Raw genomic sequence first — 20404 nt, 5'->3', positions numbered from 1 at the left:
TTAGAATGTGTAGGACCCCTCATCCACATGGAAAGCACGATGGAAAGCGCAATGCACTGGTCGGCCCACGAGCTGACGATGACCGTCCTGATGACACCCGACATGGCCAATTTCTCCGGCAACGTGCATGGCGGAACGATCCTGAAATTCCTCGACAGCGTGGCCTACGCGTGCGCCAGCCGCTATTCGGGCAGCTATGTCGTCACGCTGTCGGTGGACCAGGTGATGTTCCTGCAGCCGATCCACGTGGGCGAACTGGTGACGTTCCTGGCATCGGTGAACTACACGGGGCGCACGTCGATGGAAGTGGGCATTCGCGTGGTGACGGAAAACATCCAGCAGCGGCTGGTGCGGCACGCGAACAGCTGCTACTTCACGATGGTGGCGGTGGACAAGGACCGGAAGCCGGTGGCCGTGCCGCCGCTGGTGCCCGAAACGCCGGAGCAGATCGCCCGCTTCGAACAGGCCGAAGCGCGCAAGGCCGCGCGGCTGGCGCTGCACGGGGCCAAGAACAAGGCCAAGGGCCAGTAACGGCAAAACCGGTGACAAAACCGGTGACAGGCACCTATTAATCTGCAACAGGTGTTCCAAAAACACTGGAGCCTGTCACCGGTTTTGTGTTTCAAAAAAACTGGAGCCTGTCACCGGTTTTGTGTTGGCAGCGAGTCAGCGCCGGCGGTACGACGGCGGCGTGACGGTACGCCGCCGCTTCGGGTACACGAGGGCGCGTACCGCCACCTCGACCGGCACGTGCATCGAAGCGAGGAATTCGGCGGACTTGCGGATGCCCACCTCGGGCATCGCGGTCACGGCCTGGTCGACCAGGTCGCGCATCTTGCGGTTGGTGCGCGCGTGTTGCGGTTTCAGCAGATACTGTTTCTTGACTCGTGCATTCATTGTTGCCATCCCTGTTTTTTTTCGTTTCCGGCCGGCCCGCTAGGCGGGCAGGGGAATGGGTTCCGGTTCCGGCGCCGGCTCCCTTCGTAACTCCGCCGCCAGCGAGCGGCCGCTCCGGATCATCTTTCCGAATTCCTCGGCCGGCACCGGCCGGCTGAAATGATAGCCCTGCATTTCGTCACAGCCGTGGGCGCGCAGGAATTCGAGCTGAGCCGTAGATTCTACCCCTTCGGCGATGACCCGCAACTTCAGGTTGTGGGCCAGCGCGATGATCGACACGACGATCGCCGCCTCGTCGGCATCGCTGGCGATGTCGGCCACGAACGAGCGGTCGATCTTCAGCACGTCGATCGGGAAGGTGCGCAGTGACGAGAAGCTCGAGTAGCCGGTGCCGAAATCGTCGATCGACAGCGCCACGCCCAGCGCCTTCAGCTGGTGCAGCAGGTCGAGGGCCTGCGCCACGTCGTCGACGAACAGGCTTTCCGTCAGTTCCAGGTCCAGGCAGGCGGCCGGCAGGCCGGTGTCGTCCAGCACCGCGGCGATGGACGCCACCAGGTCCGGCTGGGCGAACTGGCGTGCCGACAGGTTGACGGCCACGCGCAATGGCGCCAGCCCGCACAGCTCCCACATGTCGTTCCACGCCTTGGCCTGCGCGCAGGCGGTGCGCAGCACCCAGGCGCCGATCGGCACGATCAGGCCGGTCTCCTCGGCCAGGCCGATGAAGCGCTGCGGCGGCACCATGCCCAGCTCCGGGTGCTGCCAGCGCAGCAGTGCCTCCATGCCGACGATGCGGCCGCTCGCCAGGTCCACCTGCGGCTGGTAATGAAGCACGAACTCATTGCGTTCCAGCGCGCTGCGCAGCGCACCCTCGATGCGCAGCCGTTCCTCGGTCTGCTCGTTCATCGCATCGTGGTAGAACTGCCAGCGGTTGCGGCCCAGCTTCTTGGCCGCGTACATCGCGATATCGGCATGCTCGATCAGGTGGTCGGCCGGCGTGCCGTCCGCCGCGTAGGCGGCCACGCCGATGCTGCAGGTAACGCAGAACTCCTTGCCTTCCAGCGTCATCGGCTGCGCCAGCGCGCCCATGATGCGTTCGACCACCTCGTCCACCAGGGCGGAGTCGGCGTGTTCGCAGAGGATCACCACGAATTCGTCGCCCGACAGCCGTGCCACCGTGTCCGATTCCCGCACCGCGGCGCGCAGCCGGCCGGCGATCGTGCGCAGCAGCTGGTCGCCGGCCTTGTGGCCCAGCGTATCGTTGACGAACTTGAAGCGGTCCAGGTCGATCAGCAGCACCCACATGCGGCGTCCGCCCCGGTTGGCCCAGGCCACCGCCTGCGCCAGCCGGTCCTGCAGCAGGATGCGGTTCGGCAGTCCCGTCAGCGCATCGTGGTGGGCGATGTGGCGGATGCGCTGTTCGGTCATCTTGCGTTCGGTGATGTCGCTGCCGGTGCCGCGGTAGCCGCGGAACTCGCCCTGCGCATCGTAGACCGGTTCGCCGGTGGACTGGAACCAGCGCGTGATGCCGTCGTTGCCGGTGATCTCGTGCTCCAGGTTGGCGAACGGCTGCCGCGCTTGCAGCAGTGCGTAATGGTCGCGGCCGACCTTCGACTCGAGGTAGCCGGGCGCGATCTGCCAGCGCGTGCGGCCGATGTAGTCCTTGCGCTGCACGCGTGCCTTGTCGAAGAAGCCGTCGGTGATCTGGGTGAAGCAGAAGTTGGCGTCCTGCTCCCAGTACCAGTCGGAAGACAGCGCGAGCAGGCGCCGGAAACGGTGCTCGCTCTCCTGCAATGCGCGCTCGGTGCGCTTGCGTGCCGCCACGTCGTCGTTCAGTTGCGCGTTGCTGCGCCGCAGGTCGGCAGTGCGCTCGTCGACCAGCCATTGCACGCGCCGCGAGCGCTGCTCCAGCGTGTGGACCAGGGCGGCAGCCAGCAGCGAGAACAGCAGGCCGCCCACCAGCGCGATCAGCGAACCGGCATGGTCGGCCAGGAACGGGCGCGGCAGGGCATCGACGCGGACATGCCAGGTCTGGCCCAGCAGGTCGAAGCGTTTTGCCACGTGCTCGGGGCGATGGATGTCCAGCCAGGGCGGGGGCGTGAACCAGCGGCGGTCGTCCGCGTCGGTCTCGGCGCCGGTGGTGTAGACGAGTTCGGCGTCATCGCCGGCGTACACCCGCAGCAGCAGGTGCGGGTCGTCGAGCAGGCCGCCGTATTGCAGGATCGTGTGCACGAGGTGCGGGGCGCGCACCAGCGCGGCGGTCTCCCCGCTCCACGCGGCGCGGCGCTGCCGCGGCGTTTCGGTCGGCATGCCAGGGCGGTACAGCGGCATCAGCAGCACGAAGCTGTCGCGTTGTACCGGCTGCATCACGCTGACGAGCGGGGTGGCGGCCGGCTTGCCGGTGTGGAGCATCCGCTCCGCCGTCGCCGGCGTGGCGGCCAGCGGCCAGACATCCAGGCCCAGGGTACCGGGCTGCGTCGTCAGCGGCGCGAACAGTTCGGCGACGAGGTAACGCTCGCGCTTCGCGGCAGGCACGATCTGGCCGGCACGGATCTCGGTGACCGTGAAGCCGGGCCGGCCGGCCGCCACGCGCGCCTCGAAGGCAAGGCGCTCGTCGTGCGTCATCCAGCGCTGGTGCGTGAACGACAGCATGAACGGATGGCGCTGCAGCAGCGGCCGGGCGAAGTCGCTGAACTGCTCCTGCGTCACCTCGGGCATCGTGCGGAACAGCTGGTTGGTCACCGTGAGCACTTCGACGGCATCGTCCAGGCCGCGCCGGATCGCCGCCACGCGCAGGTTGGCGCGCTGCTGGAAGCCTTCCGACTGTTTGCCGTATTCGAGCGCGCTGACGGCGAGGAACAGTGCGCCCGTCACGCACAGGCCGGCCGCGAGCGTGACTGCCGCCGCCAGCGATACCGGGGTAAACCTGCGTGCCATGGAACTCCTGTCGTTTCAACCAAACCGTCGGGCAATCGGGCCCGGCCGTCAGTGTGGCATGAATCGATAAAGTTGCCGAGTGGAATCTAATTAAATGGCACTAAGTGTTGCCGAATTACATCTTGACGGTCAACGGGCTGCGCGGTGCCGCAGCCGCGCAACCACCCAGTGCGCCAGCAACCGGTTGAGCGGCGCGAGGCCGGGCCACAGCGCGCCGCACAGCGCCACGCGTTGCACCAGGCGGTGCGCAGGCGTGGCGGAACGGGCGGTGGCGGCGCTGGCCGGCCGCAGCGCAAACAGGATGTGGTTGTTGCCGGCGATGCCGCGGAACTGGCACACGTTGTCGCTGAATGCCTGGCGCAGCCGGTGCTTCATGGCCCCGTAGTGGGGATCGTAGCTGAACATGTTCGCGACCAGCAGCCCGTCGGGCTTCAGCGCGCGGCGGCAGTCGGCGTAGAAGCGGGCGCTGCCCAGTACGGGCGGCAGGCCGGCCGCGTCGAAGCCGTCGACCAGCAGCACATCGGCGCTGCCGGCCAATCGTGGCATGTGGTGCGCCGCATCGGCATGGATCACGTGGAAGCGCTCGCTGTCCGGCGGCACCGCGAAGTGCTCGCGCAGCGCGATCACGTCGGCCGACAGTTCCAGCACCGTGATGCGCGCATCGGGCAGGTAGCGGTGGCAGAACTTGGCCAGCGAACCGCCGCCCAGGCCGACCATCACGATGTGCGCCGGGCGTGGCTTGAACAGCACGAAGCACATCATCGCCCGCGCATAGGCCAGCACGAGCCGGTGCGGATCGGCCAGGTCCATCTGGCTCTGCACTTCGCCGGGCACGAATTCGAGTGTCAGGCGGCCCTTGCGGCGGCTGAGCACGGGCGGGGCCGGCGCGTGGCTGGCGGCGGGATCGAGGGACTGGGACATTGGCGACTTTGCATCGGTTGGTGCCGGGAACGCTTTCTGCTAAGCTCTCGGGCTCGCAAAAGTGTACCCCGGCGGCCGGGTTTGCACGACAATACCTTAAAACGGTTTATCGGTACACTGACCCACCGGCACGGCCGGCTCTCGATGGAGATTACTGATGTTCCTGGACCACCCGACCATTACCGCCACCAACAGCTTCACGGAGCCCGACCGCATCGAGCGCCTGAACCGCGTGTATGGTTATGCGGCCGCGCTGGCCGATGTGGCAGGCCGGCAGAACTTCATCGAGAAATGCAGCCAGCTGCATGACCACAAGGGCACGCTGATCGTGTTCTGGCACGACGCGCCGAGCGAGGAGGAAAAGGAATTCTTCGTCCGGGCGTGGGCATCGAAAGTGGGCGACGGCACCACCAACGTCGAGCACGAGATCTGACGTGGACGTCAGGACGCTGGTCCTCACCCTGGCGCTCGGTAACCTGGCGCTGTGCGCAGCGCTGTTCTTCCACGATACGGACAACCGCCAGCGCGGCGGGCTGGCCAGCTTCGCGCTGGCCCGGCAACTCCAGGCGGTGGCCTGGCTGCTGCTGTATTTCCGCGGTGTGATTCCCGAACTGCTGGCCGGCCCGGTCGCCAACGTGCTGCTGTTTGCCGGCGTGGCGTTCGATGCCGGCGCGCTGTGGGAGCGTGCCGGGCGCCCCGGCTGGCGGCGCGTGGTCCTGCCGGCGCTGGGCGCATGCGCCGCCGCCTGGCTGGCCTGCTTCGTGGCGGGCGTGGAGACCGGTATACGGGTGGCGGCAGGTTCGGCCATCGTCGGCGCGTTCTATCTTGCCGGCGCGGCGGCCCTGGTGTCCGGCTGGCGCCAGGCAACGATGCTGCGGCGTTTCCTGGCGGTGTCGCTGTCGGTGCTGGGGCTGGCGATCGCCGGCCGCGGCCTGCTGGCCATGGCCCTGTCGCTCGGGCTGCTGCAGGGCTGGGCCGGTGTCGCGCCGGTCCACCTGCAGGGCGTGGGCTATGTGGCATTCTACCTGGCGATGCTGATCGGCAGTACCGGCTACCTGCTGCTGGCGCGCGAGACGCTGCAGGGCGAACTGGCGCGTCTGGAAGTGGTGGATGCGCTGACGGACGTACCGAACCGCCGCGGCTTCTACGGGGCGCTGGCGCCGTGGCTGGCGCTGGCGCGCCGCCCCGGCACGCCGACCGCGCTGCTGATCCTCAACCTGGACGGCTTCAAGCGCGTCAACGACCATTACGGCCACGCGGTGGGCGACAAGGTGCTGAAGGCCATGGTCGAAGCCTGTCGCCGCCAGTTGCGCGACAGCGACCTGATGGGCCGGCTGGGCGGCGCCGAGTTCGCGATCCAGCTGCCGCGCACCACGCTGGCCGACGCTGTCCACGTGGCCGAGCGGATCCGCGCCTCGATCGAAGCCAATCCGGTGAAGGCCGAGCGCGCGGTGATCTCGCTGACCGCCAGCCTGGGCGTGACGACGATCCGCGCCGACGATTCCACCGTCAGCCTGTTCAAGCGTGCCGACGAGGCGCTGCAGGCGGCCAAGCTGCGCGGCCGCAACAACGTCGTGGCCGCGCAGCCACCGCAGGAAGGCGAAAGCACGGGCACCTGAGCGGTTCGTCCGCAACCGTGCGCCGGCGGCAATGCCCGCACGCGATCCTGTCATCAAGCCGTCATGCGGGCGGTCTAATGTGATAGGATTTTCTATATAAACAATATAAATGGATTCTCCGATGTATGCAGCGGTCGATCTCGGATCGAACAGTTTCCGCCTGTCGATAGGCAAACACGATGGCGACACGATCCGCGTGCTGAAGAGCATGCGCGAACCCATCCGGCTTGCCGCCGGACTCGATGCCGCCGGCAACCTCACCGAAGCGGCCCAGCAGCGCGCCATCGCCTGCCTGCAGAACTTCGCGATCACGCTGTCGGCCTACCAGCTCGACGCGGTGCGGGTGGTGGCCACGTCCACCATGCGCCAGGCGCAGAATATCGCCACGTTCCTGCCGCAGTGCGAGGAGGCCATTGGTTTTCCGATCGAGATCATTTCCGGCGAGGAAGAGGGCCGGCTGATCTACATGGGCGTGGCCAGCGCGCTGGCCCAGCCGAACGAGCGGCGCCTCGTGGTCGACATCGGCGGCGGCTCGACCGAGCTGATCCTGGGCCGCGGCCCCGACATCGAGCGGGTGGAGTCGTTCAGCGTGGGCAGCGTGAAGCAGAGCCTGGCGTTCTTCGTCAACGGCTATGTCGACGCGCCGTCGTACGAGGCGGCCATCCTGTCCGCGCGCAGCCATTTCGAGGATGGCGCGCCGCCGTACATGCCGCAGTTCTGGAAACGGGCCTACGGCTCGTCCGGCACGATCCGCTCGATCGCCGAGGTCATCGAGAAAAACGGCCTGGGCAAGGGCATCACGCCGGACAGCCTGGAGGCGCTGAAGCAGCGCTTCATCGCGCTGGGCCACGTCAACCGCATCGACCTGCCGGGCCTGCGCCCGGACCGGGCATCGACAGTGGTGGGCGGCCTGGCGATCCTGATCGGCGTGATGCACGAACTCGATATCGACGAGCTGACGCCGATCGAGGCCGGCCTGCGGATGGGCGTGATGTGGGACCTGACCATGCGCGAGATGCGGCGCGACCGCCGCGAGCAGTCGGCGCGCGACTTCGCCCGCAAATTCCACGTGGACGAGGCCCGCGCCGCGCGTGTGGCCGACGATGCGCTGGCGCTGCTCGAGCAGCTGAAGCCGTCCAGCGAGGCCACCAGCCGCCTGCTGTACTGGAGCGCGCTGCTGCACGAGGTGGGGCAGGCCGTGTCGCAGACCGGCCACCACAAGCATGCCGCCTACCTGATCGAGCATGCCGACCTGCCGGGCTTCACGGACCGCGAGCAGCGCACGATGAGCCGGTTGCTGATGGCGCAGAAAGGCAACCTGCGCAAGGTCGAGGAATTCCTCGCCGACGGCGACTTCGCCCGTGCCGTGGTCGCGCTGCGGCTGGCGATCGTCTTCATGCACGCGCGCATCGCCGTGGCCGATGCGCAGCCGAAGCTGCGGATGAAGAACCGCATCGAACTGGAATTGCCGCGCGCGCTCGTCAGCGGTCATCCGACGCTGTCGTACTGGATCGAGAAGGAACAGGAAAACTGGGACGAAGTTGGCGTGGACCTGGGCCTGCGCACCGTGACCTGAAGCCTCGGGCGGGCCGGCGGGCTCGGTGACGCCGTTTTTCGGGAGATTGTGGCATTCTCGGCAGCGATGCTGCTGCCGCGGAACGCCCCGGTGCCGCAGCCCCGTCATCGAGGCCAAGGAACCAGACTTGCACATTTCACCCATCGCCGCGCCCGACTATCAGGCCCTGTTCGATGCCGCGCCCGCGCCTTGCCTGGTGGTCACGGCAACACTGCACGTCGCGTCCGTTAACCAGGCGTACCTGCAGGCGACGAAAACAGTGCGCGACGACATCGCCGGCCGCTACCTGTTCGACGTCTTCCCCGACAATCCCGCCGATCCGTCGGCCACCGGCGTGGCGAACCTGCGGGCATCCCTGCAGCGGGTCCTGCAGGACCGGTGCGCCGACACGATGGCCGTGCAGAGATATCGCATTCCCGTCGCGACGCCGGGCGGTACCCGCGTCGAGGAACGCGACTGGAGCGCCGTCAATACGCCCGTATTCGACGCCGCCGGCGGGATCAGCCATATCAGCCTGTGGTTCGGCGCGTCCGACCTGCACGACCGGAAAATGGCCGAGGCGGCGCTGCGCAAAAGCGAGGAGCGCTATCGCTCGCTGTTCGAGTCGATCGATGAAGGGTTCTGCATCATACGGATGGTGTTCGACGAACGCGGCCACCCTGTCGACTACGTGTTCTGCGCCACCAATCCCAGCTTCCGGCACCAGACCGGCCTGGTCGACGCGGTGGGCAGATCCATGCGCGAACTGGCGCCGGAACACGAATCCCACTGGTTCGACATCTATGGCCGGGTTGCCACGACGGGCGAACCGCTGCGTTTCGAAAACCAGGCCAGGGCCCTCGACCGCTGGTTCGACGTGTTCGCCTTCCGGATCGAGGAAGACGACGGCCCGAGAGTGGCGTTGCTGTTCAAGGACATCACCGAACAGAAGCGCATGACGGAAACGCTGCGCCGCAGCGAGAGCGCCGCCATCGAGTCGGCGCGGCAGGCCGAATCCGAGCGGTACCGGCTGGACGCGCTGTTGCAGGCGGCGCCGGTGGGGATCGTCGTCAGCGATGCAAAGGGTGCGATCCTGCTCGCCAACGCAGCCCACCGCCAGCTATGGGGCGAGCGGCAGCCCGGCGCCACGGACGTCGACCAGTTCGATGCCTGGAAAGGCTGGTGGGCCGATCACTCGGAACGGCACGGAAGGCTGCTGGGGCCCCGCGAATGGACCACTGCCCGCATCCTGGACGGCGAGCAACATCCGCGCGACCTGGTGACGATCGAATCGTTCGACGTGCCCCCGGTCCGTCGCACGGTCCTGATCACGGGCGCCCCGGTGAGGGACCGCGAGGGCGCGATCGTCGGCGCGGTGGTGGCGCAGATGGACATCAGCGACCGCATCAAGGCCGAGGACGCGTTGCGCCAGGCCGACCGGCGCAAGGACGAATTCCTGGCGATGCTGGCCCACGAGTTGCGCAACCCGCTGGCGCCGATCGCCGCGGCGGCCGATCTGCTGGCGCTGGGCAAGGCGGATGAAGCCCGGAACCGGCAAACCAGCGGCATCATCGCGCGCCAGGTCAAGCACATGACCGGGCTGGTCGACGACCTGCTGGACGTTTCGCGCGTCACACGCGGCCTGGTAAAGCTGGACAAGACAAGGCTCGATGCAAAGAAGGTCCTGGCCGATGCCGTCGAACAGGTGCGGCCGCTCATCGAGGCGCGGCGCCACGCGCTGGCCGTGGTGGTGCCGCCGGATCCTGTCTTCGTCATGGGGGATGCCAAGCGGCTCGTCCAGGTTGTTTCCAACCTGCTCAACAACGCGGCCAAATATACGCCGGAGGGCGGCGACATCGAGCTGGCCATGGCGCTCGACGGCGGCGAGGTCGAGCTCGCCGTTGCCGACAGCGGCATCGGCCTGACGCCGGAATTCCAGGCCCTGGCATTCGAGCTGTTCACCCAGGCGGCGCGCACCTCGGACCGGTCGCAGGGCGGCCTCGGCATCGGCCTGGCGCTGGTGCGCAGCCTGGTGGAACTGCATGGCGGCCGCATCGCCGTACACAGCGGCGGCGTCGGCATGGGCAGCCGCTTCGCCGTACGGCTGCCGCGCCTGGACGACGTGGCCGCCAACGTTGTCCTTGAAGCGGGCCCGGCGGCCACGCATGGCGCGTGCCGGAAACTGAAGGTCATGGTGGTGGACGATAATGCCGATGCGGCGCAGATGCTGGGCATCGTCGTCGAAGCGATGGGACACCAGGCGATCGTCGTCAATCACCCGCGCCGGGCGATCGAACGTTCGCGCATCGACTTGCCGGACATTTACCTGCTCGATATCGGCTTGCCCGACATGGACGGTTACGAACTGGCGCGACAGCTCCGGTCGCAGCCCGAGACGGCGCGGGCGACGCTGATCGCCGTCACCGGCTATGGCCAGGAACAGGACCGGCTGGCGGCACTGCGCGCCGGCTTCGACCAGCACTTCGCCAAGCCGATCGACAGCGCACGACTGGCTGCCGTGTTGACGGATTCGGCGTCGGCAACGTGACAGAGCACTGGCTTTTGCCTTGTTGGCAATATTCGCTATACTATGGCGCCGCGCGGCTTGATAAGCGCCATGCATGCCGCATTTAATCGCACATGCAGGCCCATGCAGGTACTTGCGGGTACATGCGTGCATTAGAGTGCGCATGAGGGCACATCAGCGCGCACCAGCGCACAACCACGAAAGAATCTCATGCACGGTGAAACCATTTCACAACGAATCCGCACGCTGGTCCGCTCGCTGCCGCGCACCGGCATCACGCTGAGCGAACTGATCCATCGCGTCGGCAACGACGGCCTGTTGCTGCTGACCGCGCTGCTCACGCTGGTGTTCCTGATTCCCGTATCGATTCCCGGCGTCAGTACCGTGTTCGGCGGCGCGATCCTGCTGATCGGCCTGTCGCGCCTGTTCGGGCGCGAGCTGTGGATTCCGGCAAGGATGCGCGAGAAGGTGATCGGCACCAGGAAGCTGCGCCCGGTATTGCGCAAGGCGCTGCCGTGGTTGCAGAAGATCGAACGCGTCAGCCGCCCCAACCGCATCCGCTGGCTGGTCGCCGATGGCGCCGTGAACCGCATGAACGACGTGTCGATGATCCTGGGCGCCGTGCTGTTGATGATGCCGTTCGGGATGATCCCGTTCAGCAATACCTTCCCGGCCGTGGCGCTGCTGTTCTTCGCCATCGGCCTGCTGCAGCGCGATGGCGTGTGCGTGCTGCTGGGCTACATTGCCAACCTGGTCACGATCGCGTACTTCGGCGTACTCGTCACCGGCGGCGGCCTGGCCGCGCGCGAGGCGTTCAACCGCCTGAGCGCCTGACAAGACTCCCCGTCCGCGTTGCAGCGCCTCGGCCTGAAGGTTCGGCCAGGCGCCGCGTTCATTCGCGTCACTTCGTTCCCGTCACTTCGTTCCCTCCACTTCAGTCCGGCACGGCCTTTCCCCCTGGGAGAGGTGCGCCGCAATCCCGTCGCCGATACTGGCGCCAGTGGCTGCAGCGCGACTTTTAAGTTTCCCCTCATCTTGCCTTAACTAAATGTTAGCGATGATTTCGCTAACGTTGCCGCTGCCGAACCGCGCGGTCATGGGGCCCGCGCGTTCGTCGCCGTAACCTCATTCAACGAACGGATCATCATGAAAAAAACATTGCTGATGCTGGCAGCCGCACTGGCCGCCATGGGAAGTGCACACGCAGCGGACAAGGCCGCCGCGCACTGGGAATACACGGGCAAGTCCGGCAGCGCGCACTGGGGCGAACTGGAACAGGATTTCTCCGCGTGCAAGCTGGGCAAGGCGCAATCGCCGATCGACATCCGCCACGAGAAGGCCGGCATGCCGGCACCGATCGGGTTCGACTACACGGCCAGCACCGCGGACATCGTGAACACCGGCCACACCGTGCAGGTCAACCCGGCACACGGCGGCACTGTGCACCTGGCGAGCGGCGATTACCAGCTCGTGCAGGTTCACTTCCACACCCCCAGCGAAGAGAAAATCCACGGCAAGCGTTATCCGCTGGTCGCCCACATGGTGCACAAGAACGATGCCGGCGAGCTGGCGGTGGTGGCAGTGCTGTTCAGGCAGGGCAGGGAAAATGCCGCGCTGAAGCCGGTATTCGCCGGACTGCCGGCACACGCGGGCGACAAGCATCCCGTTGACGGCGAGTTCGACGCGGGCGCGCTGCTGCCGGCGCAGCATGCCTACTATGCCTACATGGGTTCGCTGACGACGCCGCCGTGCAGCGAGGGCGTGCACTGGCAGGTGCTGAAGCAGCCGGTGGAAGTGTCGAAGGCGCAGCTGTCCGCGTTCCGCAAGCTGTACCCGATGAACGCCCGCCCGGTGCAGCCGCTGAACGGACGGGTGGTCGAAGTAACGGGCTGATCGCGGGCCGGACCGGCTGGCGGGACAGGGCGCTTTGCTGGAAGGCAAGCGAGCGCTGCTGTCCAGGACAGCATGCGAGGATGCCTCCCTTCATCCAGAAAGGAGGGCTTTGCATGAACCGAGACCAGCCGCCGCGCCGCGATTTCCTGCGTTATGTGGGAACCCTGGCCGCCCTGTCCACGCCCGCGCTGCATGCCGGTGCCAGCGAAAAGGACAAGGTGGAATTCCCGCCCATCTATGACAAGTCCGAGAAGCCGGAAAAGACCGAGCCGCCGGCCGACCCGTGGAACGAGCGGGTCGGCATCGCCCTCGTCGGGCTGGGGCGCATCACCGTCAACGAAATGCTGCCCGCGCTTGCGCAATGCAGGCATGCCAAGCCCGTGGCGCTGGTCACCGGGGACCGCGCCAAGGGCCTGAAGATCGCGCACCAGTACAACATTCCCGAGAGCGCGGTGCTCGACTACAAGGACTACGACAGGCTGGCGCAGATGCCGGATGTGCAGGGCGTCTACCTCGGGTTGCCCAATCATATGCACCTCGAATATACCGTGCGCGCCGCCCGCGCCGGCAAGCACGTGCTGTGCGAAAAGCCGATGGCCAACAGCGTGGCCGAGTGCCGCCAGATGATCGACGCCTGCCGCAAGGCCGGACGCAAGCTGATGATCGCCTACCGCAGCCAGTACGAGCCGATGGACCGGGCGCTGGCCGGCATGGTGCGCGAGAAGAAGCTGGGCGCGCTGAAGGAATTCGTGTCCGTCAATTCGCAGAACATGGGCGATCCGCAGCACTGGCGGCTCAAGCGCGCGCTGGCCGGCGGCGGCGCCTTGCCGGACATCGGCCTGTATTGCATCAATGCGGCGCGCTTCCTCAGCGGCGAAGAGCCCAACGAGGTGATCGGCAACATCTGGTCGACACCGGGCGATGCGCGCTTCCGCGAAGTCGAGGAATCCTGCCAGTTCATCCTGCGTTTCCCCAGCGGCTTCATCGCCAGCTGCTCCACCAGCTATGCGGCGCACAAGTCGCAGCACTTCCGCCTGAACGGTGCACAGGGGTGGGCCGAGATGAACCCGGCCTATGCCTATCGCGGCCTGAAGCTGACGGTGTCGCGCGTGGTGGACGGCAAGGAGCAGGCCACCGATATCCAGGTCGAGGAAAAGAACCAGTTCGCCCTCGAGATGGATCACTTCGCACAGTGCATCCAGCAGGACAGGGAAGTGCACACGCCGGGCGAGGAGGGGCTGCAGGACCAGCGCATCATGGAAGCGATCTACGAATCGGCGCGCACGCGCAGGGCCGTGAAGCTCACGCCGCCCGGGCGCACGCGGGGGCCGGAACCGCAGCAGGAGGCGGGCTGACGGCCGAAGTCGTTGCAGTCGCGCCTTGGCGGCGCTTCCAGGATGCCGCGCTCCCCCGATTCGCCGTTGCCGCCACCAGCGGTGCACTGGAAATATTGTCAAACAGAATGTACCCCTGCCTTGTAGTTTTGCTTACACTATAGGCTTGCGAGCATGGAGGCGGGGATGACGGTCGGGAGCGCTTGGCGCGGGAAGCTGCTGGTGGGGTTGCTGGGCATTGGCGCCGGGCTGGCGGCCGTGCCGGCATACGCCATGCAAGCCTCCTCTTTGCAAGCCTCCCCCTTGCAAGCCTCCCCCTTGCTAGCCGCCGCGGTGCCCACCGTCACGCTGTGCTACGAGCGCGCCAACGTGCAGCCGTGGCGCACCGAGGATGGCCGCGGCCTGAACTTCGAGCTGCTCAGGCTGGTGGGCCAGCGCGAGAACATCCGCTTCGATTTCCAGAGCATGCCGTGGAAGCGCTGCCTGGCGCAGCTGCAGGCCAATGCGGTCGACGGCGCGTTCGCCGTCAGCTTCAAGACGGACCGCCGCGAGATCGGCGAATACCCGGGCGGTGCCACGCCCGACGCGGCCAAGCGCATGCACATCGACCGCTACATCCTGATCCGCCGCAAGGGCAGCAACGTGGAGTGGGATGGCAAGGCGCTGCACAACGTCGACGGCGCCATCGGCGCCCAGCTCGGCTATTCCGTCACCGACCTGCTGCGCAGCCTGAACGTCACCGTCGACGAAGGCAGCCAGCGTTCCGACGAACTGGTGCGCAAGCTGCTGGCCGGGCGGCTCGCCGCGGCGGCCGTCGGCGGCGGCGATGCCCGCACGCTGCTGGCCGGCCCCTTTGGCGCCCAGATCGAGGCGCTGCCGCGGCCGCTGATCGAGAAACCGTATTTCCTGCTGCTGTCGCACCGGCTGGTGGAGCGCCAGCCACAGCTGGCACGGCGCATCTGGGATGCCGTGGAAGCGGTGCGCGACGGCGAGCAATACCGCAAGCTCGAGAAATCCGCACTGCCGGCGGCCGGCAAGGGCAAGCAACCTTGATACGACGGGCGAATGTACTGCACACCCTGCGGGATGCCTGGCGGCGCGACATCGTGCTGCGCCTGGCTGTATCGATCTTCCTGGCCGTCGCGCTGTCCACGGCCGCCTACACCACCTATGCCGTGCGCACGCTGCACGCCGAGGCCGAGCTGCAACTGCAGGAGCGCTCCGAGCGGCTCGTGACGGTGCTGTCGCAGGCATTGGCGCGGCCGCTGTTCGACATCAACGGCGCGGCCATCACCAGCGTGGTCGACGCGATGCGCGCCACGCCGGAAGTGCTGATGCTGCGCGTGCTGGCGCCGAACGGCACCGAGCTGGCCGGCTTCGGTACCGGCAAGTACGGCGCCGCCAGCGCAATCACCGTGCACCGCGACATCAGCTTCCAGGATGGCGCCCGCAACTACAAGGTGGGTGCGATCGACCTCACGTATTCGCGGCGCGAGACCGACCAGGCCCTGCAGCGGCAGCTGCTGAACGCGCTGATGGTCAACCTGCTGCTGGCGCTGACGATCGTCGGCTCGGTCTTCGTGGTGGCCCGCAAGGCCGTGCGGCCGTTCGGCGACATCCAGAAATCGCTGGAAAAGCTCGCCCAGGGCAAGACCGATATCCAGCTTTCCGGCATCGGCCGCGCCGACCAGGTGGGCCGCCTTTCCATCGCGGTGCGCAGCTTCCGCGACACGCTGACCCGGCTGCGCTATGCGGAAAGCGAACTGCGCGAGCTGAACGGCGACCTGGAACAGAAGATCGACACGCGCACTCAGGAACTGAAGCGCACCATCGCCGCGGCGCGCGACAGCGAAAGGAAGCTGCGCGCGATCGTCGATACCGCGCTCGATGCCGTCGTCAACATGGACCGCAACGGCCGCGTGGTGGGCTGGAACCGCCAGGCCGAAATGATCTTCGGCTACGCGCGCGACGAAGCGCTGGGCCAGCAGCTCGACACGCTCATCATTCCGCCGCGCTACCGCGACGACCACCGCAAGGGCATGGCACGCTACCTGGCCGGCGACGGCCCGGGCGAAGTGCTGGACCGGCGTATCGAGGTCGAGGCGCTGCACGCGGACGGCACCGAGTTCCCCATCGAACTGTCGATCACGCGCATCGACCTCGATGCCGGCGAGTTCGAGTTCTGCGGCTTCATCCGCGACATCTCCGAACGGCGCGAGCGCGAACAGAAGCTGGTGGCCGCCAATGTGCGGGCGGAGGCGGCCAACATCGCCAAGTCCGAATTCCTGGCCAACATGAGTCATGAGATCCGCACGCCGATGAGCGCGATCATCGGCATGGCCTACCTGGCGCTGCGCACCGACCTGAACACCAAGCAGCACGATTACGTCAGCAAGATCCACCGCGCCGCGCTGGCGCTGCTGGGCATCATCAACGATATCCTGGATTTTTCAAAGATCGAGGCGGGCCGCCTGGAAGTCGAGCAGGTGCCGTTCTTCCTGGACGAGGTACTGGCCAACGTGGCCAGCGTGACCAGCCAGCGGGCGGCGGAAAAGCAGCTCGAATACCTGTTCAACGTGCCGCCATCGATTCCGCGCCACCTGGTGGGCGACCCGCTGCGGCTGGGGCAGGTGCTGATCAATCTCGTCAACAACGCCGTCAAGTTCACGCCGCAGGGCGAACTGGAACTGTGCTGCACGCAAATGCCGTCGCCGGGGCCGGCCCACGGGGCGGGCGCGGACCGGGTCGTGCTGCGCTTCTCCGTGCGCGACACGGGCATCGGCATGCCGGAAGAGCAGATGGGCAAGCTGTTCCGCGCCTTCAACCAGGCCGACGGCTCCACGTCGCGCCAGTTCGGCGGCACCGGCCTGGGCCTGTCGATCTCGCAGCAACTGGTGCGGCTGATGGGCGGTTCGATCCGCGTCGAGAGCGAGCAGGGCAGGGGTTCGGTCTTTTCGTTCGCGCTGGAATTCGGCCTGTCCGGGCAGCCGGAGCGCTCGCCGGTGGTGCCGGCCGCGCTGAACAACGCCCGCGTGCTGCTGGTGGACGACAGCCCGGTGGCGCTCGAAGTGCTGGGCGAGGCGGCGCGTGCGCTGCCCCTGCGGGTACAGACCGCGTCGTCCGGTGCCGAGGCACTGGCCGGCGTGGTGGCCGCCGACGCGGCCGCCGACCCGTATGCGCTGGTGCTGACCGACTGGCAGATGCCCGGCATGGACGGCATCGAGCTGGCGCGCCGGGTCGCCGCCGCGCCGCTGGAACGGCGGCCGGGCATGGTGCTGCTGACGGCATTCGGCCGCGAGGAGGTGCAGCGCGAGGCGGAAGATGCGGGCTTCGTCGGCTACCTGTTCAAGCCGATCGGGCAATCGGTGCTGGTCGATACGCTGGTGGCGCTGTTCTCGCCGCCGCGCCGGCACGGCCGGCCGGTCGATGCCGGCAAGCCCGGCATGACGGGCCGCGTGCTGCTGGTGGAAGACAATCCCGTCAACCAGCAGATCGCCGCCGAGCTGATGGGCATCCAGGGCATCGCGGTGGAGTTCGCCGGCAACGGCCGCGAGGCGCTGGACCGGCTGGCGCAGGTGGGCCCCGGCCACTACGACCTGCTGCTGATGGACCTGGAAATGCCGCTGCTCGATGGCCATGAAACCACGCTGGAACTGCGCCGCGACCGCCGCTTCGACGGCCTGCCCGTCATCGCCATGACGGCCCACGCGCTGGCCGACGTGCGCGAACGCTGCCTGGCCGAGGGCATGCAGGATTACGTCACCAAGCCGATCGACCCGGACATGCTGTATGCCACGCTGGCGCGCTGGCTGGGCCGGGCAATGCCGCCGGTGGCGCCGCGGCCGCCGCGCCTGCTGCGAATATTGGGCCAGGATGGCCTGCCGCTGCTGCCGGGGATCGACACCGCGCGCGGCTTGCGCCACGTGGCCGGCAACGAGACGCTGTACCTGCAATTGCTGGACCGGTTCCGCAACTCGCAGCGCGATGCCGCCAATGAAGTGGCGACCGAGTTGCTGCACTGCGAACGCGACGCCGCCCGCAAGCGCGCCCACACGCTGCGCGGCGTGGCCGGCAACGTGGGCGCGAACGCCGTCGAAGCGGCCGCCCGGGCCATCGAGGAGCTGCTCGACGGGGGCGAGGTGCCGGCGGCCACCCTGGTCGAGGAACTGAGCGGGGCGCTGCGCACCGCCATTGCCGGCCTGGATGCCCATTTCGCCACCACGCCGGGCGCCGGCGGCGAGGCCGGCACCGGTAAAGCGGGCGCCGTGTCCGGAGCGGAGGAGGGAACGGCGGCGGAGGTGCAGGCAGAGGTGCAGGCAAAAGCGGCGCTGGCCAAGCTGCGCGAACTGCTGGCTGCGTACAGCGGCGACAGCAATGACTATTTTGCCGGCGCGCGCGCGGCGCTGGTGGCCGTGCTGTCGCCGCCGGTGCTGGAGCGGGTAGCCGCGCACATCGCCAGCTATGAATTCGACGCGGCGCGCCAGGCGCTCGACGCCGCAGCTCCGGAGACACCATGAACGCCGCCCGCCCCACCATCCTGATCGTCGACGACACGCCGGACAACATCATGCTGCTGGCGGCGCTGCTGAAGGAGAAGTACCAGACGAAAGTCGCCACCAATGGCGCCACCGCCTTGCAGATCCTGGCCGGCGGCGGCGTCGACCTGGTGCTGATGGACGTGACGATGCCCGGAATGGATGGCCACGAGGCATGCCGCCGCATCGCGCAGGACCCGCGCACGGCCGACGTGCCGGTGATCTTCCTGAGTGCGAAGAGCCAGCCGGAAGACGAGGCACGCGGGCTGGCGGCGGGCGCGGTAGACTACATCGTCCGGCCGATCAGCCCGCCGACCCTGTTCGCGCGCGTGGCCACGCACCTGGCCCTGCGCGCGGCGCGCCGCGAACTGGCGAGCCGCAACGCGCAACTCGAAGCGCTGCTGGCACGCCGTAACGGCGGTGCCGCAGGTGAGCCTTGAAGTTGCCGCGGAATTGCGGGGACAGGTGCTCTTTTCCCGAAAATGGTATATATTGTTTATATAGTTCAACTTTTTCAGGAGCATCAATGAACGCCAAGACCGATGTGATCAAGACTTCCGCCGATACCGCCACCAAGCCTGCCGCCCCGGCCGCCGAGAAGCCGGCCGCGAAAACCGCGGCACGCAAGCCGGCCGCCGCGAAGGAAGCCGCCGTGAAGGAAGCAGCAGTGAAGGAAGGCCAGGCGAAGGAAGCCGCTGCGGAAACGCCGTCGGCTGCGCCGGCCAAGGCGAAAGCGCCGAAGGCGGCAGCGAAGGCCGAAGCCGCCGTCGCTGCCAAGCCTGCAAAGGCCAAGGCCGCGCAGCCGAAAGCCGTGAAGGTGGAAGCGCCGGCCGCGCAGGCCGAACCGAAGGCAGCCAAGGCGGCCAAGGCCATCGCCAAGCCGGCAAAGGCTGCCAAGGCCGTAGCCAGGCCGGCGGCCAAGCCGGCCAAGCCGGTCGAGAAAGCACCGGCGCCGCGCAAGGAACGCCTGGTGCGCGACAGCTTCACGATGCCGGAAGCGGAATACGCGGTGCTCGGCGATGTGAAGAAAGCCTGCCTGAAAGCCGGCTTCGAGATCAAGAAGAGCGAACTGCTGCGCGTCGGCGTGGCGCTGATCAGCCAGATCGACATGGCCACGCTGCAGAACGTACTGGCCTCGCTGCCGCAACTGAAGACGGGCCGCCCAAAGAAAGACTGAGCGCTTCCGGCGCCGGCGCATCGGCTTCCGTCCTGGAAGCCGATGCGCCGGCGCGACGGTCACCAAACCGACACGCCGCTGTCATGTTGCTGAAGTAATCCGCCGTTACGCTGTGCTTCGTCTCCACTTCACCGAGAGGACGAAGCATGCAGCAGACGACCATCGCCAGCAGCGCCCGCGCGCCGCGCCCCCGCCTTGTAACGAGCATCGCCACCACCGCCGAGGAATTGCGCGAAGCACAGCGCTTGCGCTACCGTGTCTTCATCGAAGGCCTGGGCCTGAAGGCGCTGGCGCGGCCGGACGGCCTCGATTGCGACGAGTTCGACGAACACTGCGATCACCTGCTGGTGCGCGACGCCATCACGCTGGAGGTGGTCGGCACCTACCGCGTGCTGGCGCCGGCCGGTGCGCGCCGGCTCGGCCGCTTCTACTCCGAGGGCGAGTTCGACATGGGACGCCTGAATCCGCTGCGCGGCCGCATCATCGAAGCGGGGCGCGCCTGCATCCATCCGGCTTACCGCGGCGGCAGCGTCATCATGCTGCTGTGGGCGGCACTGGCCGAGTACATGGAACGGCAGGGCTGCGATTACCTGGCCGGCTGCGCCAGCATCAGCGTCGCGGACGGCGGCCATAACGCCGTCGCCGTGTACCAGCAACTGCGCGAGACCCGCATGGGGCCCGCCGAGTACCGCGTCACGCCGCACCTGCCATTCCCCCACACGAAGATCGCACCGGCCGCCACGGCCAGCGTGCCGCCCCTGCTGAAGGGCTACATGCGCTCCGGCGCGTGGATCTGCGGCGAGCCGGCCTGGGATCCCGATTTCGACAGCGCCGACCTGTTCCTGCTGATGCCGCTGGCAAACCTGGATGCGCGCTATGCGAAGCATTATGGCGTGGATGGATCGGTGGAGATGGCGATCGCGGCGTGACGTCGGTCGGGCTCGATGTTGCGGTTAGCGGTTGAGTTGCAGGGGTCTGTCCCCGGTAAGTGTGAACATTGGCGCTCGCCGGC

The 20404-nt window shown here is 67.4% G+C and carries 16 protein-coding genes; 13 read left to right on the top strand and 3 right to left on the bottom strand.

What is annotated here, in order from left to right; translation table 11 throughout:
- Positions 1-51 precede the first annotated feature (51 nt).
- Complete coding sequence (locus tag FHS02_RS13155; RefSeq protein ID WP_137317790.1) at positions 52-531, top strand: acyl-CoA thioesterase; 480 nt, start codon at positions 52-54, stop codon at positions 529-531.
- 135 nt (positions 532-666) lie between these two features.
- Here FHS02_RS13155 and FHS02_RS13150 read toward each other — a convergent pair whose 3' ends face one another.
- The 3 genes from FHS02_RS13150 to FHS02_RS13140 all read right to left on the bottom strand — a co-directional run bounded on the left by FHS02_RS13150 (position 667) and on the right by FHS02_RS13140 (position 4752).
- Positions 667-897 carry a hypothetical protein gene (locus FHS02_RS13150; RefSeq protein WP_229422440.1) on the bottom strand — a complete coding sequence of 77 codons (231 nt, stop codon included), beginning with the start codon at positions 895-897 and terminating at the stop codon, positions 667-669.
- A gap of 39 nt (positions 898-936) precedes the next feature.
- Positions 937-3831 carry a bifunctional diguanylate cyclase/phosphodiesterase gene (locus FHS02_RS13145; protein ID WP_137317115.1) on the bottom strand — a complete coding sequence of 965 codons (2895 nt, stop codon included), beginning with the start codon at positions 3829-3831 and terminating at the stop codon, positions 937-939.
- A gap of 129 nt (positions 3832-3960) precedes the next feature.
- Positions 3961-4752: a methyltransferase domain-containing protein gene (locus FHS02_RS13140; RefSeq protein WP_137317116.1), complete on the bottom strand. Its 792-nt coding sequence runs from the start codon at positions 4750-4752 to the stop codon at positions 3961-3963.
- Between the two features lie 157 nt (positions 4753-4909).
- On the opposite strand from FHS02_RS13140, the gene FHS02_RS13135 reads away from it, so the two are divergent.
- From FHS02_RS13135 to FHS02_RS13080, 12 genes are all read left to right on the top strand, one after another.
- Positions 4910-5185, top strand: a complete 276-nt coding sequence (locus FHS02_RS13135; RefSeq protein WP_137317117.1) for a hypothetical protein — start codon at positions 4910-4912, stop codon at positions 5183-5185.
- 1 nt (position 5186) lies between these two features.
- Complete coding sequence (locus FHS02_RS13130) at positions 5187-6371, top strand: GGDEF domain-containing protein (protein ID WP_137317118.1); 1185 nt, start codon at positions 5187-5189, stop codon at positions 6369-6371.
- Positions 6372-6492: 121 nt separating this feature from the next.
- Positions 6493-7947 carry a Ppx/GppA phosphatase family protein gene (locus FHS02_RS13125; protein ID WP_137317119.1) on the top strand — a complete coding sequence of 485 codons (1455 nt, stop codon included), beginning with the start codon at positions 6493-6495 and terminating at the stop codon, positions 7945-7947.
- Positions 7948-8074: 127 nt separating this feature from the next.
- Positions 8075-10474: a hybrid sensor histidine kinase/response regulator gene (locus tag FHS02_RS13120; RefSeq protein WP_175424961.1), complete on the top strand. Its 2400-nt coding sequence runs from the start codon at positions 8075-8077 to the stop codon at positions 10472-10474.
- 189 nt (positions 10475-10663) lie between these two features.
- Positions 10664-11287 carry an exopolysaccharide biosynthesis protein gene (locus FHS02_RS13115; RefSeq protein WP_137317121.1) on the top strand — a complete coding sequence of 208 codons (624 nt, stop codon included), beginning with the start codon at positions 10664-10666 and terminating at the stop codon, positions 11285-11287.
- A 312-nt stretch (positions 11288-11599) separates the two neighbouring features.
- Positions 11600-12346, top strand: a complete 747-nt coding sequence (locus FHS02_RS13110; protein ID WP_137317122.1) for a carbonic anhydrase — start codon at positions 11600-11602, stop codon at positions 12344-12346.
- A 113-nt stretch (positions 12347-12459) separates the two neighbouring features.
- A complete protein-coding gene (locus tag FHS02_RS13105; RefSeq protein ID WP_137317123.1) occupies positions 12460-13701 on the top strand; it encodes a Gfo/Idh/MocA family protein in 1242 nt (413 codons plus the stop codon).
- Between the two features lie 165 nt (positions 13702-13866).
- Positions 13867-14733 carry a transporter substrate-binding domain-containing protein gene (locus FHS02_RS13100; RefSeq protein WP_137317124.1) on the top strand — a complete coding sequence of 289 codons (867 nt, stop codon included), beginning with the start codon at positions 13867-13869 and terminating at the stop codon, positions 14731-14733.
- Positions 14730-18197, top strand: a complete 3468-nt coding sequence (locus FHS02_RS13095; RefSeq protein ID WP_137317125.1) for a response regulator — start codon at positions 14730-14732, stop codon at positions 18195-18197. Before FHS02_RS13100 ends, FHS02_RS13095 begins: the two co-directional genes overlap by 4 nt.
- Entirely contained in the window at positions 18194-18655 is a 462-nt protein-coding gene (locus tag FHS02_RS13090; RefSeq protein WP_137317126.1) for a response regulator, read from the top strand. The genes FHS02_RS13095 and FHS02_RS13090 overlap by 4 nt, the downstream gene beginning before the upstream one ends.
- A gap of 86 nt (positions 18656-18741) precedes the next feature.
- The gene (locus FHS02_RS13085; RefSeq protein ID WP_137317127.1) at positions 18742-19392 is read left to right on the top strand and encodes a hypothetical protein; all 651 of its coding nucleotides are present in this window, start codon (positions 18742-18744) and stop codon (positions 19390-19392) included.
- A 146-nt stretch (positions 19393-19538) separates the two neighbouring features.
- On the top strand, positions 19539-20321 hold the full coding sequence (locus FHS02_RS13080) for a GNAT family N-acetyltransferase (RefSeq protein WP_137317128.1): 783 nt from the start codon (positions 19539-19541) through the stop codon (positions 20319-20321).
- Positions 20322-20404: the final 83 nt, after the last annotated feature.

Origin of the sequence: Pseudoduganella umbonata, assembly GCF_014192225.1 — a bacterium.
Classification (GTDB): Bacteria; Pseudomonadota; Gammaproteobacteria; order Burkholderiales; family Burkholderiaceae_D; genus Rugamonas; species Rugamonas umbonata.
Note: the sequence above shows the minus strand (reverse complement) of the source record. Positions and strands in the feature narration are given on the sequence as shown.